At 40.5% G+C, this 15,428-nt stretch carries 18 protein-coding genes; 1 reads left to right on the forward strand and 17 read right to left on the reverse strand.

All coding sequences use genetic code 11. The features are described 5' to 3' along the window. Positions 1-23 precede the first annotated feature (23 nt). The 10 genes from DTOX_RS11075 to DTOX_RS23650 all read right to left on the reverse strand — a co-directional run bounded on the left by DTOX_RS11075 (position 24) and on the right by DTOX_RS23650 (position 9,517). A complete protein-coding gene (locus DTOX_RS11075; RefSeq protein ID WP_015757776.1) occupies positions 24-1,238 on the reverse strand; it encodes a peptidase U32 family protein in 1,215 nt (404 codons plus the stop codon). 14 nt (positions 1,239-1,252) lie between these two features. Continuing rightward, the gene (gene mltG / locus DTOX_RS11080) at positions 1,253-2,287 is read right to left on the reverse strand and encodes an endolytic transglycosylase MltG (protein WP_015757777.1); all 1,035 of its coding nucleotides are present in this window, start codon (positions 2,285-2,287) and stop codon (positions 1,253-1,255) included. Positions 2,288-2,548: 261 nt separating this feature from the next. Then, complete coding sequence (locus DTOX_RS11085; protein WP_015757778.1) at positions 2,549-3,910, reverse strand: VanW family protein; 1,362 nt, start codon at positions 3,908-3,910, stop codon at positions 2,549-2,551. A 188-nt stretch (positions 3,911-4,098) separates the two neighbouring features. Next, on the reverse strand, positions 4,099-4,404 hold the full coding sequence (locus DTOX_RS11090; RefSeq protein WP_015757779.1) for a DUF1292 domain-containing protein: 306 nt from the start codon (positions 4,402-4,404) through the stop codon (positions 4,099-4,101). A 76-nt stretch (positions 4,405-4,480) separates the two neighbouring features. Next, on the reverse strand, positions 4,481-4,900 hold the full coding sequence (ruvX, locus tag DTOX_RS11095; RefSeq protein ID WP_015757780.1) for a Holliday junction resolvase RuvX: 420 nt from the start codon (positions 4,898-4,900) through the stop codon (positions 4,481-4,483). A 16-nt stretch (positions 4,901-4,916) separates the two neighbouring features. Next, the gene (locus DTOX_RS11100) at positions 4,917-5,870 is read right to left on the reverse strand and encodes an aldo/keto reductase (protein ID WP_015757781.1); all 954 of its coding nucleotides are present in this window, start codon (positions 5,868-5,870) and stop codon (positions 4,917-4,919) included. 23 nt (positions 5,871-5,893) lie between these two features. Next, a complete protein-coding gene (locus DTOX_RS11105; RefSeq protein WP_015757782.1) occupies positions 5,894-6,157 on the reverse strand; it encodes an IreB family regulatory phosphoprotein in 264 nt (87 codons plus the stop codon). 69 nt (positions 6,158-6,226) lie between these two features. Beyond that, positions 6,227-8,863, reverse strand: a complete 2,637-nt coding sequence (gene alaS / locus DTOX_RS11110; RefSeq protein WP_015757783.1) for an alanine--tRNA ligase — start codon at positions 8,861-8,863, stop codon at positions 6,227-6,229. 273 nt (positions 8,864-9,136) lie between these two features. Then, on the reverse strand, positions 9,137-9,319 hold the full coding sequence (locus tag DTOX_RS11115; RefSeq protein ID WP_015757784.1) for a hypothetical protein: 183 nt from the start codon (positions 9,317-9,319) through the stop codon (positions 9,137-9,139). Between the two features lie 24 nt (positions 9,320-9,343). Continuing rightward, on the reverse strand, positions 9,344-9,517 hold the full coding sequence (locus DTOX_RS23650; RefSeq protein ID WP_015757785.1) for a hypothetical protein: 174 nt from the start codon (positions 9,515-9,517) through the stop codon (positions 9,344-9,346). Positions 9,518-9,635: 118 nt separating this feature from the next. On the opposite strand from DTOX_RS23650, the gene DTOX_RS21515 reads away from it, so the two are divergent. Then, the gene (locus DTOX_RS21515) at positions 9,636-10,280 is read left to right on the forward strand and encodes a DUF2250 domain-containing protein (protein WP_015757786.1); all 645 of its coding nucleotides are present in this window, start codon (positions 9,636-9,638) and stop codon (positions 10,278-10,280) included. A 74-nt stretch (positions 10,281-10,354) separates the two neighbouring features. Here the strand turns inward: DTOX_RS21515 and mnmA are convergent, their stop codons facing one another. The 7 genes from mnmA to DTOX_RS11155 form a co-directional block, all read right to left on the reverse strand. After that, positions 10,355-11,443 (reverse strand): tRNA 2-thiouridine(34) synthase MnmA, encoded by a 1,089-nt coding sequence (gene mnmA / locus DTOX_RS11125; protein WP_015757787.1) that lies wholly within the window; start codon positions 11,441-11,443, stop codon positions 10,355-10,357. Between the two features lie 9 nt (positions 11,444-11,452). Beyond that, the gene (gene nifU, locus DTOX_RS11130) at positions 11,453-11,827 is read right to left on the reverse strand and encodes a Fe-S cluster assembly scaffold protein NifU (RefSeq protein ID WP_015757788.1); all 375 of its coding nucleotides are present in this window, start codon (positions 11,825-11,827) and stop codon (positions 11,453-11,455) included. Then, a complete protein-coding gene (gene nifS, locus DTOX_RS11135; protein ID WP_015757789.1) occupies positions 11,820-13,028 on the reverse strand; it encodes a cysteine desulfurase NifS in 1,209 nt (402 codons plus the stop codon). Before nifS ends, nifU begins: the two co-directional genes overlap by 8 nt. 35 nt (positions 13,029-13,063) lie before the next feature. Then, positions 13,064-13,492, reverse strand: coding sequence for an RrF2 family transcriptional regulator (locus DTOX_RS11140; RefSeq protein ID WP_015757790.1), 429 nt, complete (start codon positions 13,490-13,492; stop codon positions 13,064-13,066). Positions 13,493-13,727: 235 nt separating this feature from the next. Further along, positions 13,728-14,018: a transcriptional regulator gene (locus DTOX_RS11145; RefSeq protein ID WP_015757791.1), complete on the reverse strand. Its 291-nt coding sequence runs from the start codon at positions 14,016-14,018 to the stop codon at positions 13,728-13,730. 108 nt (positions 14,019-14,126) lie between these two features. Then, entirely contained in the window at positions 14,127-14,459 is a 333-nt protein-coding gene (gene trxA / locus DTOX_RS11150; RefSeq protein ID WP_042317141.1) for a thioredoxin, read from the reverse strand. 116 nt (positions 14,460-14,575) lie between these two features. Continuing rightward, entirely contained in the window at positions 14,576-15,310 is a 735-nt protein-coding gene (locus tag DTOX_RS11155) for a tRNA threonylcarbamoyladenosine dehydratase (protein ID WP_015757793.1), read from the reverse strand. Positions 15,311-15,428: the final 118 nt, after the last annotated feature.

Here is a 15,428-nt window from a genome sequence, read left to right on the forward strand (position 1 = left end):
AGAGTTATTCAATTAATGAACCGTTATACTGGTTTTCTCAACATCGTATAGGGAGGTAATTCAGCAACCGGCAGATATAAAATCTGTTGCGGGTGAGGCGCAGCGTAAACTTCGTTGCCCTCCTCATCATACATAGTAGGAACAACAAGAGTAACGGAATCTCCATGAGGAAAAAATATCTCAACTTCGTCGCCGGCAAAAAAACGGTTTCGCTGCTCTACAACTGTCATTTTTTTCTGCCTATCATAGCCCCGGACTATCCCAACAAAAGAATAGTCCCTCCTATATAACTTTTCCGTAGTATAATGAGCAGGTTGAGCGGGATGACCAAAAAGAAAACCTGTCGTAAAATCCCGGTTGCTCACCTTGCTGATATAATCCAACCATCTCGGATTTAATTTGTATTTTTCCGGTGCGGAAATAAAAGTATCAATAGCTTCACGATAAGCCTTAACCACACCGGCTACATAATGAACACTTTTCATGCGACCCTCTATTTTAAAACTAATTACACCGGCATTAATCAACTCCGGAATATATTCAATCAAACATAGATCCTGTGAGCTTAAGATATAGGTTCCTCTGTCTTCTTCAATGATCGGAAGATACAGTCCCGGTCTCTTTTCCTCTACCAGAGTATAACGCCAGCGGCAAGCCTGCGCACAGTCACCTTTATTGGCATCCCTGCCTGTAAAATAGTTGCTCAGCAGGCAGCGTCCCGAGTAGGATATACACATTGCCCCGTGTACAAAACACTCGAGATCTACCTTTGCTTTAAGGTGAAATTCTTTTATTTCTTCCAGTGTCAGTTCTCGTGCCAGGACTATTCTTTCTACACCGGCCTGGGCCCAAAACCTTGCACTTTGCCAGTTGGTAGTATTGGCTTGAGTGCTTAAATGTACCGATAGGCCCGGAACCGTGTCACGTGTTACCGCCAATACTCCCGGATCTGAGATAATTACCGCGTCAACTTGACATTTTTGCAGTGTTTTCAAATAATCCGGCAATTCCTCAAGATCTTTATTGTGAGCAAAAATATTTACAGTTACATAGATTTTGACACCACGTGCGTGAGCATAATTAGCGCAATCTCTAATTTCTTCCGTTGTAAGATTTCCTGCTCCGGCTCTCAGGCCAAATTTTTTGCCACCAATATAGACAGCATCAGCACCGTAAGCTATTGCGACTTTTAGCTTTTCCGGATCACCCGCCGGTGCCAATAACTCCGGTTTAACCATGAGAATGCCTCCGTTTATTTTATATATATAGCTTTGTTTTTATTGTGCTCTTCCAGAGACACTGCAAAAACATGAGTCCCATCAGGCTTGGCCAAATAATACAGGTAATTAGATTTATCAGGATTAACAACTGCCAGCAACGAGGCCTTTCCCGGCGATGCTATGGGACCAGGTGGTAAACCGTTAATACGGTATGTATTATACGGTGAATTTATTTCCAAATCTTTATTATATAGTTTTATCCTGTTTGTACCCAGTGCATACTGTACTGTGGCATCTATTTGCAAAGGCATTCCCATGCGCAGGCGGTTAAAAATTACACCCGCTATAACTGTTCTCTCTTTATCATATTTTGCTTCTCTCTCAATAAGGGAAGCTATTGTTACAGCCTGGTTCAGTGTCAAACCGAGTTGACGAGCCTTTTGCTCATATTGCAATTGGCCCATAACCTCATTAAACCGGCTCAGCATGATATTGATTATCTCCTTACCGTCACGGTTTTTATCAAAAAAATAAGTATCAGGAAACAAGTAACCTTCCAATCTGTTATCTCCGGTTTTAACACCTTTTAAAAAGGAATAGTCAAAATCACCTTCTTGAATTCCTTTATAAAAATTCTCTCTGTCAACCAGCTTTTTAGAAACCAATAAGTCTGTTATTTGTTTAAGATTAAAGCCCTCAGGAATAGTAACATTATAGCCCATGGATGAACCCTTAATCATTTTATCAACAATTTGCGGTAAAGTTTGACCTGAATCAAGCCTATACTCTCCGGCTTTCAATTTACTGTCTGCTCCGGTATAGCGCACATAGAAACTAAAAACCCGCCGGCTTTTTATAAGGTCCTTTTCATAAAGTATTTTAGCAATTGTGTCCGCGTTCGCCTGATTCGGCACATCAATAACGGCTTGCCCATTGACCAGTGTTTTGGGCGGTTCAAATAAGTAATTTACCCAGAACATAGCTAAGCAAAGAATTAACACTATGCAGGCCAAAACCGCAACTGCTATGTGAAAAAATTTAAAACGCAGCTTCATAAATGACTTCATCTATTCTAATCACACCTTAAGTTCAGTAAGTATATTATAACATTTTACGACAAGATATTTAGATAAATTTTATAAGTTTGCTCGAAAGTCGCTTCAAGTGACTTTCTTGCAGCCACAGCACTAATGCTTATCGTAAATTATGCAGTACTAACATTGTTTGTGCAATATAAATTTGTACTTCATTATACAGTGACTTATCCACAGAGCCATCATAAGCATAATTTCCTAAAGTAAAAAACACCGGTGAATAACCGGTGTTTTTTACTTATCTTTTTTGAGAGAGCCAACTGAAATAACTTTATTTACAGGCTTATATTTGCTTTGAGGCAGAGGCTTGGTTGCTTCCATCAGACCATTATTATAAATAACTCTAATACCTTCTGCATAATAGCCCTTGCTGCCTTCTTGTTTTACTGATTCTTGCCCCTCCAGCAGGGCAGTGTCAATTTTATATACAGTTTGAGGTTCAATAGTATCAGTAATCCAGGTTCGCAGTTCGACATCTCTTTTAGACTTGTTGCTACCGAAAATTTTGACTGTTAAACTGCTGTTCCCGGTTATTGTTTTAATATAGACATGTTTATTTGTATTATTGCGAAACTTAAAATCTACTGAGTTATAAACCACTGTGGCATCACGTCCGATGGGAACATAACTAACCGGTAGCGAATGGTTGGTTCTTTCAACGATTTCCAGGCCGGCCAGCAATACGCTGTTGTACAGGGTAGTGGATACTTGGCATACACCACCGCCGGTCCCCTGCACCAACTCGTTGTTTACTATAACTCCGGCATCTTTATAACCTGCTTCGGTGCTGCGAGGGCCCACGATTTCATTAAAAGAGATAGTTTTGCCCGGTGGTACCAAAAGACCGTCCAAAGCAGCAGCAGCAACAGTAATATTATAGGATCTGGATAAATTATCAGATTCAAATTCAGTTTTATAGGCACTCAAAAGAGTGTTGATACCCATTGCCCTGATCTCGTCAGTAGTGTGTTCAGGTGCCACACTCACCATTTTAAGATCGATTATTTCTTCTGAGCGGTCTGCTTCTAGTGCTCCAATCAATTTTATACAGGCCTGAGCCGGATCCGCTTTTAAGCCTGCCGCAGAAGGAATAATCTCAATCTCATTGCGCTCATTTATATGAATGGCAGCATTACGGGGATGAATTGTAATATCAGAAGTAATTCTGGCTAAACTGGCTTCTAAAAAATGTTTGTCAATATTGATTTTAACCGGTATCTCCAAGCCATATTTTTCTATATGATATTGTTCGCTCCAACGTCTGAATAATGACCCGCTGTGCCCGGCAGATAGCGCCTGGTTCATTATAGCTTGTTTATCAAGACGCACTCCTGAGTTATCAATAGAAAGACGGTAAGTTTGGTATTCATATTTAAGAAAAATTTTGGTTTCACGTATTTTTTCTTCCAGGCTCTGTAATTTATTCAACCCTTCCTGCAAACTCAGTTCCGATAAGTCAATACCCCTGATAGTTACACCCTGTACAACCTTTTGGGAAATAAAAGCCGGATAAAATAAATCCGGAAATAAAATATAAAATAAGATTAAAAACATTATAAGAACAAAGCCAAAAATTTTAACCGATATTTTAGACAATATCATCCCACCTTTTAATAGATGGCATATTATTGTAATATATATTTAAAAAACCCGTTTTTTAGACCTTCATAAATATTTTAAAACTACTGCCGGAAACATTCTGTTAACAGGCACTTGTGCCCGTTTGGAATATAAAAAAACCAAAACCGGGAATTTATTAACCCAGGTTTCGGTTCCTCAACTTTTTATTCTTCCTGCTCAGCCATTTCTGACCAGGCATCGGCAACTTTTTCCCATTCCTCGTCATCTTCAATATCCATTAAAACATCATTGCCATCTTCATCTTTTCCGCATTTAAAAATAATTGCTTCATCTGAATCTTCTTCTGCAGGAAGCAATATTTTATATTCGTTACCTTCTATTTCGATATCAGCAACTTCTATAAAATCATGTTCCTTGCCTTCGTCATCCACTAAAGTTATAACATTTCCCTCAACATATTCTTCATCATACTCTTCTTCTAACTCTTTATCCCTTTTATCTTCGGTCAACTTTTTCACCTCTTTTGGCAAATTAATATTATTTTAACCTATTTATAACTTCATGTCAAGAAATGGTCTCAAAAAATTATATACAGCTATGAGCATCTAAATAACCCTGCAAAATAACAGCAGCAGCCATTTTGTCAATTACTTTTTTGCGTTTTCCCCTGCTGATATCCGCCGAAAGCAGTATTCTCTCAGCAGCAACTGTCGATAATCGTTCATCCCAGGCTTCAACAACCAAACCCAGTTTTCTTTTTAAATACTCAATGAAATCCAGTGCTTTCTCTGCCTGTGGTCCTGTCGTTCCGTTCATGTTTTTTGGCAGCCCAACCACTACTTTCTCAACTTCGTATTGTTTTATTATTTCCCTAAGCCGGTTAAGTTCTTGTTTTGGTTGACCTTTTCTGTTGATTATTTCTAAGCCCTGTGCAGTCCAGCCGAAAGGATCACTTAATGCGATACCTATTGTCTTCTCTCCTAAATCCAGACACATGATTCGCAAATTAAGCATGCCTCCTTTAAATAACTTTAATGCAAAATTCCGGGCATACAGAAGCACAATAACCGCAAAGCCTGCACTTATCCTGGTTAACCTGTACCCTGTCAATACCTATTGACAGGGCGCCGGCCTGACAGCGCTGAACACACTCCCCGCAATTTTTACACCAATCTTCTATATGTAACCGGCGGGATATCTTATTTAGTTGATCAGCAATCTCCGGTGCTATCGGGCTTCCGGCAAAAAAAGATACATTATAAGAAACTTCGGCATCCGATCTCATGCCTATAGCTACAGAAGACAATTCGTCAATAGCCAAAACAAAGTTTAGTGCTTTATCTGTTTGGCTTAACAAATTTCCCCCACCAAGGGATTTCATCCCATAAAGGCCTTTTCCTTTATTATAAGCTGTTTTAATAGCCTGCAGCATTTCAACTGCTGTCCCATCCTGGATGCCCAGACCACTTATATTTATTATAGGATGAATTACCTCTATTTCAGGCATATCTGCCGCAGCCAAAACAGCTGCTATATGGTGTGTGGATATACCGGCGGCCCTTATTAAACCTGCCTTTTTAGCATGGGTAAGATACTCTATGGCCTCTGCATGTCCTTTTAAAGTAAGTGCTGATTCCTGCTCATGCAGCATGAATATGTCTATATAATCTCTTCCCAGCTCCTGCAATGCTTCCCGAATACTCTCTTGCATCCCGTCATAGGTATAATCATAGGACTTTGACACTAGTATTACATCGTTTTTATGATCTTTTATTGCTTCCCGAATATAAGGATAGGTGCCGTAAATTTTAGCAGTATCAATAAAGTTTATACCTGCTGACAATGCCCTTTGAAGGACGCGTGCACCTTCTTTAATGCTCAGATTAGCCTGCAGCGGACCTATGGTTAGCGCACCGAAGCAGATCCTGGATACCTCAATCCCGGTATTTCCGAGAACACGCATTGGTAAACTCACAATAATCCTCCACCGGCAATAAGTTATTTGGCTTCGAGATACTTCTCAACTAGTTCCTCTAAAAGTTCATCTCTTTCCAACTGCCGGATAATAGACCTGGCATTACCGTGACTGGTGATGTAAGCAGGATCACCAGATAGGAGATAACCCACCAGTTGATTTATAGGATTATATCCCTTTTCTTTGAGAGCCGCGTATACAGTAAGCAATATATCACGGGCGCGGTTAACCTCTTCCTCGGCTTCTACCTTAAACATCATTGTTTTATCTAAATTGTTGCCGCTCATAGTGAAAACCCTCCCCTTTTGCGTTATTATAAATTATCCGCTTTTCCAAACAATATTCATCCTAAAAGCTTATTTTACAATTTGCTCTGCTACAACCGTATAAACTTTCTCAATGGCTTCAGGAATACGTGAGGCATCTTTCCCTCCGGCTTGAGCCATATCCGGCCTGCCGCCGCCTCCTCCCCCAACTACCGGAGCTACTTCTTTGATTAATTTTCCTGCGTGCAGACCAATGGATGTTAAATCTTTAGTTACGGCAGCAACCAGATTGGCTTTGCCGTTATTTGCGGCAGACAGAAAAACAATTCCTGATTGTATTTTATCCCTCAGCAAGTCAACCATGGCGCGCAGGCTGTCCATATCTGCGGCGCTGGCTTTAGCAGCCAGTACCTTAATATTCTTAATCATTTTGACCTGGCTCAGCAGATTTTCCACTTCAAATCTGGCCAGCTTGGCCTTAAGCGCTTCTGATTCATGCTCCAGTTCTTTTACTGATTTAATTATGCTTTCTACTCTGCGAACAAGTTCGTTGGGAGATGACTTTACTAAATGTGCTAACATAAGCAGTTGCTGTTCTTTTGTCTCAATATAGTGCAGAGCACCTTCTCCGGTAACAGCTTCAACCCTGCGCAAACCGGAACCGATGCTGCTTTCAGAAATTAATTTAAACAACCCGATTTCAGCAGTAGAATGTATATGTGTACCACCGCATAATTCCAGGCTAAATTCACCCATCTTAACTACCCGTACCAGGTCACCGTACTTTTCCCCAAATAAAGCCGCTGCACCCATTTCACGTGCTTTGGATAAAGATGACTCTGATACTGTGACAGGCAGGTTGGACAGGATAGTACGATTAACGATTTTTTCTATTTTATTGAGTTCCTCATTGCTGACAGCAGCGTAGTGCGTAAAGTCAAAACGCAAACGGTCAGGTTCAACCAGTGAACCTGCCTGGTTAACATGTTCTCCTAAAACTTCCTTAAGAGCTTTATGCAGCAAGTGGGTTGCCGAGTGATTGCGTGCAATACTTAAGCGTCGTTCACCTGCTACTTCAATTTTAACCGTATCGTTTACTTGCAGCAATCCGCTTTCAACTTTTCCTTTATGTACTATCAAATTTTCTACAGGTTTAATAACTTGGGAGATCATAACATTCAGGTCTTGACCGGATAATACAGCAAAATCTGTTACCTGTCCGCCTGCTTCAGCGTAGCAAGGGGTAATATCGAGAACAATTTCTATCTCATCCCCGGCTTGAGCGGACTGCACGTTTTGACCGTCTTTAACCAGAGCCAGCACTTTTGCTTCCGCCTGCAAAGCGTTATAACCAATAAAGTTGGTTGTGCCCCGCTCATCCCGAATATTTTTATAAAGCACACCGGTTTCCGAAATATATTCTGTTTCCTGCCTGGCGCTGCGCGCCCGACTGCGCTGGCTTTCCATAGCCTGAACAAAACTGTCTTCATCTATTAAAAGCCCTTGTTCCCCGGCAATTTCCTGAGTAAGTTCCAGAGGAAAACCATAAGTATCATAAAGTTGAAAGGCATCCAGCCCGGAAATAACAGCATTTCCTGCTCGTATGGCTTCTTCTATGAGTTTATTTAATATTTCCGTTCCGTTCGCCAGAGTTTCACTGAAACGCTTTTCTTCATTCAGGATGACTTTTTTAATATGTCCCTGATTACTTCCTAAGTCGGTATATGTACCGGACATCTGGTGAATAACTGCTCCTGCTACTTTATGTAAGAAAAGCTCATCCACGCCCAGTGAACGCCCGAAACGAACAGCCCTGCGAATCAGTCGCCGGATAACATATCCTCGGCCCTCATTAGAAGGCAATGCACCGTCTCCTATAGCAAAAGTCACGGCACGGCTGTGATCTGCAATAACTTTTAAGGCTAAATCAGTTTTATCATCTTTACCATAAATAACTTTTAATTGCTCAGCAGTATAATCCATGATTTCACGCAACAAATCAGTATCAAAGTTGGTTCTAACATCCTGCAGCACGGAAGCAACCCGTTCCAAACCCATACCGGTATCAATACCTTTGTTTTCTAAAGGTGTATAATTGCCTTCCTCATCACGGAAAAATTGAATAAAAACAAGATTCCAGATTTCCAAATAGCGGTCACAGTCGCAACCTACTCCACAATCAGCGGAGCCGCAGCCGCGGTGCTCGCCTAAATCAATGTATATTTCTGAACAGGGCCCGCAAGGACCGACACCTATTTCCCAAAAATTTGTATCCTTGCCAAGTCTGATGATTTTATCAGCCGGTATAGCTACTTGTTTATGCCAAATTTCAAAAGCTTCATCATCATTTTCATAGATCGATATCCAAAGTTTTTCTTTGGGCAAGCCAAGGTTAACAGTTACAAATTCCCAGGCCCAATTTATAGCTTCAGTTTTAAAGTAATCTCCAAAAGAAAAATTGCCAAGCATCTCAAAGAAAGTATGATGACGGGCGGTTTTTCCTACGACATCAATATCCGGTGTGCGCAAGCATTTTTGACAGGTGGTAACTCTTGTATGCTCCGGTGTGGCTGCTCCGGTAAAGAATGGTTTAAAAGGAACCATTCCTGCAGCTGTCCACAATATGCTCGGATCATTTGCCGGTATTAAAGATGCGCTGGGTATTATATAATGTCCACGCTTTGCAAAAAAATTTAGAAAACTGTCTCTTATTTCATTTCCGGTCACATAGAAAACCTCCTGCGTGTAAAATTGTCTATAAAATAAAAAACCTTCCCCCCGTTTTAGGGACGGAAAGGCATTGTATCTTTAGTTCGCATGTTTATTTTCCGCAATATTATACAAAAATAACAGCTTAATTGTCAAGGAGGTATTGACTAATTTTGTTGATTTATGTATATAGCTATTTGTTCTTGCCTGCCCTCTACAACTTATTAATATAAAGTAAAAAGTGAGGAAAATAATCCTCACTTATCCATTTCAGGAATTTATCTTATGAAATTATTTAATCAGGTCATTAACAGTCCTGGTTACACCTTTTAACATACGCCTTGTTCTGGAAGTATTCTTACGTTTACTGCCAAAGCTAAGATTTTGAAACCGTTTATTCGACCCTGTCATCATACTGAGCAGTGCACCTAAGATACTCCCGGTAATTAATCCTCTCCAAAAGTTTGTGCGCATCTGGTTATCACCTCCCCGCTAGTTCTAAAGGAGGAACTGGTTATGTGGGTCAAAGGCTACAAGACTCCCGTCTTCATCCACTTCAAATACTTGAACACCTTCTTTATTGATCCGGTATTCCACACAACAGTCCCAACAGTAAAATTGATCAGCGCCTACTTTTCCGGTAGCTTTTCCGCCACATACAGGGCAATTCACTTTTTTTCTCCCCTTATGTACATAATATATAGTCAGTATAACCAATATGGAATTTTTTAATGCAGGTTAATTTGATGGTCATATTGAATTATATTTGAATTGAAAGTGAGGTGAGCCTATGTCTGTATTTAATGCAAAATACATTTCTGATGATGAGATATGGTTAAAACTCAAGGCTATTATTGACGAGAGGAATAATATTCATACACTTTTATCTCAAAATGACATCAATACTGATCCGCTAAAAACCAAGGAATTAGCCATTAAATTACATGAGCTGGAACAGATCTGTGAAGTCATTAACGATCTTAAGAGTTATGCAGGGGATCTCAGGGATTTAAATGAAATGAGCCTGTTTGAGGATTTTAAAACAGATATCGATTTTCAAAGGCTATTGAAGCAAACTGCAGACAGGTGTAATGAGAGAGCAGTGAAGCTCTATAACTGGTTGATGCAAAAAGGCATGCTGGATGAGGAGATTGAAGACGAAAAAGATATGCAAATATTAACCTTCTTAGATTATGCAGGTGCTGAATACGCATGGCGTTTGGGCATAAATATAGGTATTGATGTGGTGGAAGCAAGAGAACGTCTGGAGAGACTCTTAGAAAAGGGGTTGCTGGAAAAAGTACAAGGCACCATGTTGGAAAATTATCACAGAGCTAAGGATTGGACAAAACACATGAATCATACCTATTACAGAATATCACGGCAAGGCAAGCATTATCTAAGACAATTACGCACAGACGGTGATTATATATAAAACCTGCCGGAAAAGAGCAGGTTTTAAGGACTATGTACTTTTTATACCCTGGGGAATTATGCTTATATTTTATATTAATTTTCCTTTTTCAAAATGGTGCCCCCGCCTATTACGGTATCACCGCTATAAAAAACAACTGCTTGTCCCGGGGTAACCGAACGCTGTGGCTCATCAAAAACTACTTTGACCCGGTCTTCTCCTTCAGAAAAAATCACTGCCTTGTATGGCTTGGAATTATACCTTATTTTGGCTTCTACTTCCATAGGAGCAATGAGTTTATCAATAGCTATAAAATTATTTTGCCCGGATATTAATTCCCGTGTAAAAATATCCTCTTCATAGCCCAGGGTAACAGTGTTTCTGGCCGGATCAATATCCACTACATACATGCGTTCACCGGCGGCAATACCAAGTCCTCTTCTCTGTCCATAAGTATAATAAGGTATTCCCCTGTGCTCCCCAATTACTTTTCCCTGTATATCCAGAAACAATCCCGGCTTAATCTCAGCATCTGTTTTCTTTTGGATAAAACTCCGGTAGTCATTATCAGGAACAAAACATATTTCCTGGCTTTCCGGTTTGGCGGCAACAGGCAAACAGTATTTTAACGCCATTTCCCGTACCTGTTCTTTAGTATAAACGCCCAACGGCATGAGAGTATGAGCTATTTGGTTTTGTGTCAAATTATATAACACATAGGTTTGATCCTTTTTAATATCTGCTGATTTTTTAATGATATACCGGTTATACTCCTTGGAATAGCCCAGACGAGCATAATGTCCTGTAGCTATAAAATCGGCACCTATAGATATGGCCTTCTGCAGCAGGGCTGTAAATTTTACATAACGGTTACAGGCAATACAAGGGTTTGGCGTACGCCCCTCAAGGTATTCAGCTAAAAAATAATCTATAACTGATTTTTCAAATTGCTTGCGAAAATTTAAAACATAATAGGGTATGTTTAATATATTGGCTACCCTGCGGGCATCGTCAACAGCCGAAAGAGAGCAGCAGCCCTCCTCCCCGGTGGCGTCTTTTTGCTCAGGATCCCAGATTTGCATGGTCACTCCGGTTATTTCATAACCTTCCTCCAATAAAAGGGCGGCGGTGACAGAACTGTCTACGCCGCCGCTCATAGCAACAACAACTTTTTTTCCCTTCACGACATCACCTTACGCTGATTTATGTTTTTCCTGATAATCCTTTATAGCAGCATGCAGTGCGTCGGCTGCTAAATTGGAACAGTGCATTTTTTTCGGCGGCAGCCCGTCCAATGCTTGTGCAACTGCAGCATTTGAAAGTTCTAAAGCTTCCTCAAGTGTTTTTCCTTTAGCCAGTTCAGTAACCATGCTGCTGGTAGCTACTGCAGCACCGCAGCCAAAGGTTTTGAATTTAATGTCCTTAATTATGTTGTCTTCAACAACCAGGTAAATCTTCATAATGTCACCGCAAGAAGGGTTTCCTACCTGTCCAATCCCATTAGCATTTTCAATCTCTCCAACATTACGCGGGTTCTCAAAATGATCCATAACCTTTTCACTATACACCGCAGCGTACCCCCTCCATAAACTCTTCCATCTCCGGAACATCTTCAGCCAGAGGTGACATCATCCGCAGCCTCTGAACTACCGCCGGTAAAACCTCTAAGAAATAATCTACATCTTCTTCTGTATTATCTTTGCCCAAGGAAAGTCTTAACGATCCGTGAGCTATCTCATGGGTTAATCCCAAAGCCATCAATACGTGTGAAGGTTCCAGGGAGCCAGATGTGCATGCTGAACCGCTGGAAGCAGCTATACCTTTCATATCCAGGCTGAGAAGCTGTGATTCACCCTCAATATATTCGAAACAAAAACTGGCAAGGTTGCAAAGACGCTGTGTTGGGTGTCCGGTTAATATTACCTTATCAATGTTGTCCATCACGCCTTTGATTAATTTGTCCCTCAATTTGGTGAGGTAATCCTGCTCTTTTTGCAGATTGGCTGATACAATTTCTGCCGCCTTGGCCAGACCGATAATACCGGGAACATTCTCCGTTCCGGTACGGCGCAAGCGCTCTTGAGACCCACCGTGCATGAGTGTTTGCTTCCACCTGGTTCCTTTGCGTATATATAGAACACCAACACCCTTTGGCCCGTAAAATTTATGAGCGGACAGAGTTAGCAGGTTTACTCCTAAATCGTCTACATTCAACGGTATTTTACCAAAACTTTGCACTGCGTCTGTATGCACATACACGCCTCTTGCTTTTGCTATCGCAGCTATTTCCTTTACCGGTTGAATAGTGCCGATCTCGTTATTTGCATGCATTATTGTGATTAATATGGTTTTATCTGTTATAGCTGCAGCCACATCATCAGGGTTAACCATACCATATTTATCTACCGGTAAAATGGTTATATCAAAACCCTCTTTGCCCAGCGCCTTAACAGTATTTAATACAGCATGATGCTCAACGGCAGAAGTAATAATATGATTGCCTTTATTCTTGTTCATATAAGCTACCCCGTGGATAGCCATATTATCTGATTCAGTACCGCCACTGGTGAAAGTTATTTCTTTCGGATCCGCACCGATAGCCAGAGCCACTTTTTCTCTGGCTGCTTCAACAGCTTTACGCACTTCCCGTCCGTATGAGTGAAAACTGGACGGGTTGCCAAAGTATTCTGTCAGGTAAGGTGTCATAGCATCTACTACGGCAGTATCAATTGGAGTTGTTGCACTGTGGTCAAAATAGACTCTGCGCACTTTTAAGGTTCCCCCTTGTTTCTCATATAAAATATTTATTCCTTACGAGCTTTTTCCGCGTCCTGGCACATATCTGCCAGGCTTATCGAATCAAGCACATCAGCAATACTGTCCCGCACCTTTTCCCAAACTGTCCTGGTTATGCAGAAGTCAAACTGATCACATACACTGGGCACTCCTTCACTCACACATTCCAGCGGCGCTATTGGTCCTTCCAATACCCTTATGATGTCGCCTACCTTTATCTCGGACGGATCACGGGCCAGTATATACCCACCTTGCGCTCCACGTACACTTTTTACCAAACCTGATTTACGCAGAGTAGCTATAAGTTGTTCCAGGTAGTTTTCAGACAGACCTTGTCGCTCGGCCACGTTTTTTAAAGGTATGGGATCGGGCCCGTAATGCAGAGCAAGAAAGAACATGGCTTTAAGACCATAGTGTCCTTTTGTTGACATTCGCATTGACCCACACCCCTTGCTAAACATTAATCCATAGTAAACTACTAGGGATTCATATGGCATTATCTTAGCATACACTGTGAAACTTGTCAATTAAAAAGCCTACTAAGGTACTCAGAATTAATAAAATAAGACTCGAATTTTATAATTCAAAAGACAAAAAAGTCGCTTTAAGCAACTTCCCGAAGTATAAAACAAATTATTTACTCAGCGTTTATAAAAAATAAAAGGCTGGTGATTAACCCAGCCCTTCAATATCATTATTAGCTTCAATAGTTAAAAAATCCATGCCTAATCCCGTTAGACTGCATATTTTACTTTTTCCCTCAGTATTAACATTTATTAATCCTAGAGCATATAACTGCATAATTACATGGTCTAATACTGCTCTTTTAACCTTTGATGTCAAGGAAAGTTCCTCTTTATTCATGCCACCGTGTTCAGTTAGAGCATTTAGGACACGCCCGGCCTCTTCCGGCAAACGGTTATTCACTTGTACAAAGTATTCAGGTAAAGTTATTTGCAGCATCTACCTTCCTCCGTATTAGTTAGTTTATTGCTGATATTATTCTCAGTTACGGCAAAAATAATAACAGTAAAATTAAAAAACACGTCGGCGACGTGTCTTTTCGATATACTATTTAATATTTCGGAGAATAGCTCTTTGCAACTCGTCCCTATGTCTAGACCCGATTAAACGTTCTGTTTCTATACCGTTTTTAAGAATCATAACAGTAGGGATACTATAAACTTTATGGTGCTTTACTATTTCCTTGCAATTATCTGAATCCAATTTTGCAATTAATATTTTTCCGGCAAATTCGTCCACAAGAGTGTCGATAACAGGAGAAATAATCTTACAGGGTAAACACCACTCAGCCCAAAAGTAAACTATGACAGGAACCTGGCTGTTATTAATTAGCTGCTCAAATTCATCATCTGTAGAAATGCTTAATGCGTTAACGGCCAAAAGACTCGCTCCTTTCCTTTTGCAAAAAGAAATAGGTATTCTTGCTACAGCCAATATAATTATATGACTAGACATAATAATTGTCAATTTGTAGAAATAATCTGAAATATGTGACATTATATTTTGTCGTTTAATAAATCTCCAACCACAGCTCCGGCCATTAATAGTCCCATAACTGGTGGTACGTAAGATATACTGCCTACTACCTGACGAGTTTTAAATGTTAATTTATTATCGAAATTGTTATCAGCGGAGTTTTGTATGCTAACCGGCAGCTCGGTTGAATAGACGACCTTAATCCCTTTATTAAACCCTGCTTTTCTCAATTCCCGTCGAATAATGCGTGCTAATGGACAAACCGAAGTTTCGCTAATATCCGCAACTTTAAATTTTGTCGCATCCAGTTTATTAGCCGCTCCCATCGCCGAGATTAGCGGGGTAGAACTATGTAAGCAACGAATAATCAAATCCAGCTTTCCTGGTATATAATCAATAGCATCAATGATGTAATCAAAAGCTTCAGTGAAAAACTTATCTCCCCGATCAGGTGAATAAAACTCTTTAGCCACAGTTACCAGGGCTTCGGGGTTTATCCTCTTAATCCTTTGCTCCATTAAAAATGTTTTAGCCTCACCAATTGTGTCGTTAAAAGCATGTATTTGACGGTTAATATTGGTAATATCAACCAGATCATGATCAACCAGAAAAAACGAACCTATACCGGCACGCGCCAGTGCTTCAACAGCAAAGGAACCAACGCCCCCAAGACCAAAAACCGCAATACGGCTTGCAGATAATTTTTTTATTCCTTCCGGGCCAATAAGCAGCTCTGTGCGTGAAAATCTATACAAAAAATAAAGCCTCCCTTGGAGAAGCGCAACTGCACAAGAAAGTCGCTTTAAGCGACTTTCGATCAGCCATAGGCACTCGTGCTATCCTGGAAATAAAATCAAAAGTGCAATTTATTAA

The sequence above is a fragment of the Desulfofarcimen acetoxidans DSM 771 genome (assembly GCF_000024205.1).
In the GTDB taxonomy this organism is placed as follows: domain Bacteria; phylum Bacillota; class Desulfotomaculia; order Desulfotomaculales; family Desulfofarciminaceae; genus Desulfofarcimen; species Desulfofarcimen acetoxidans.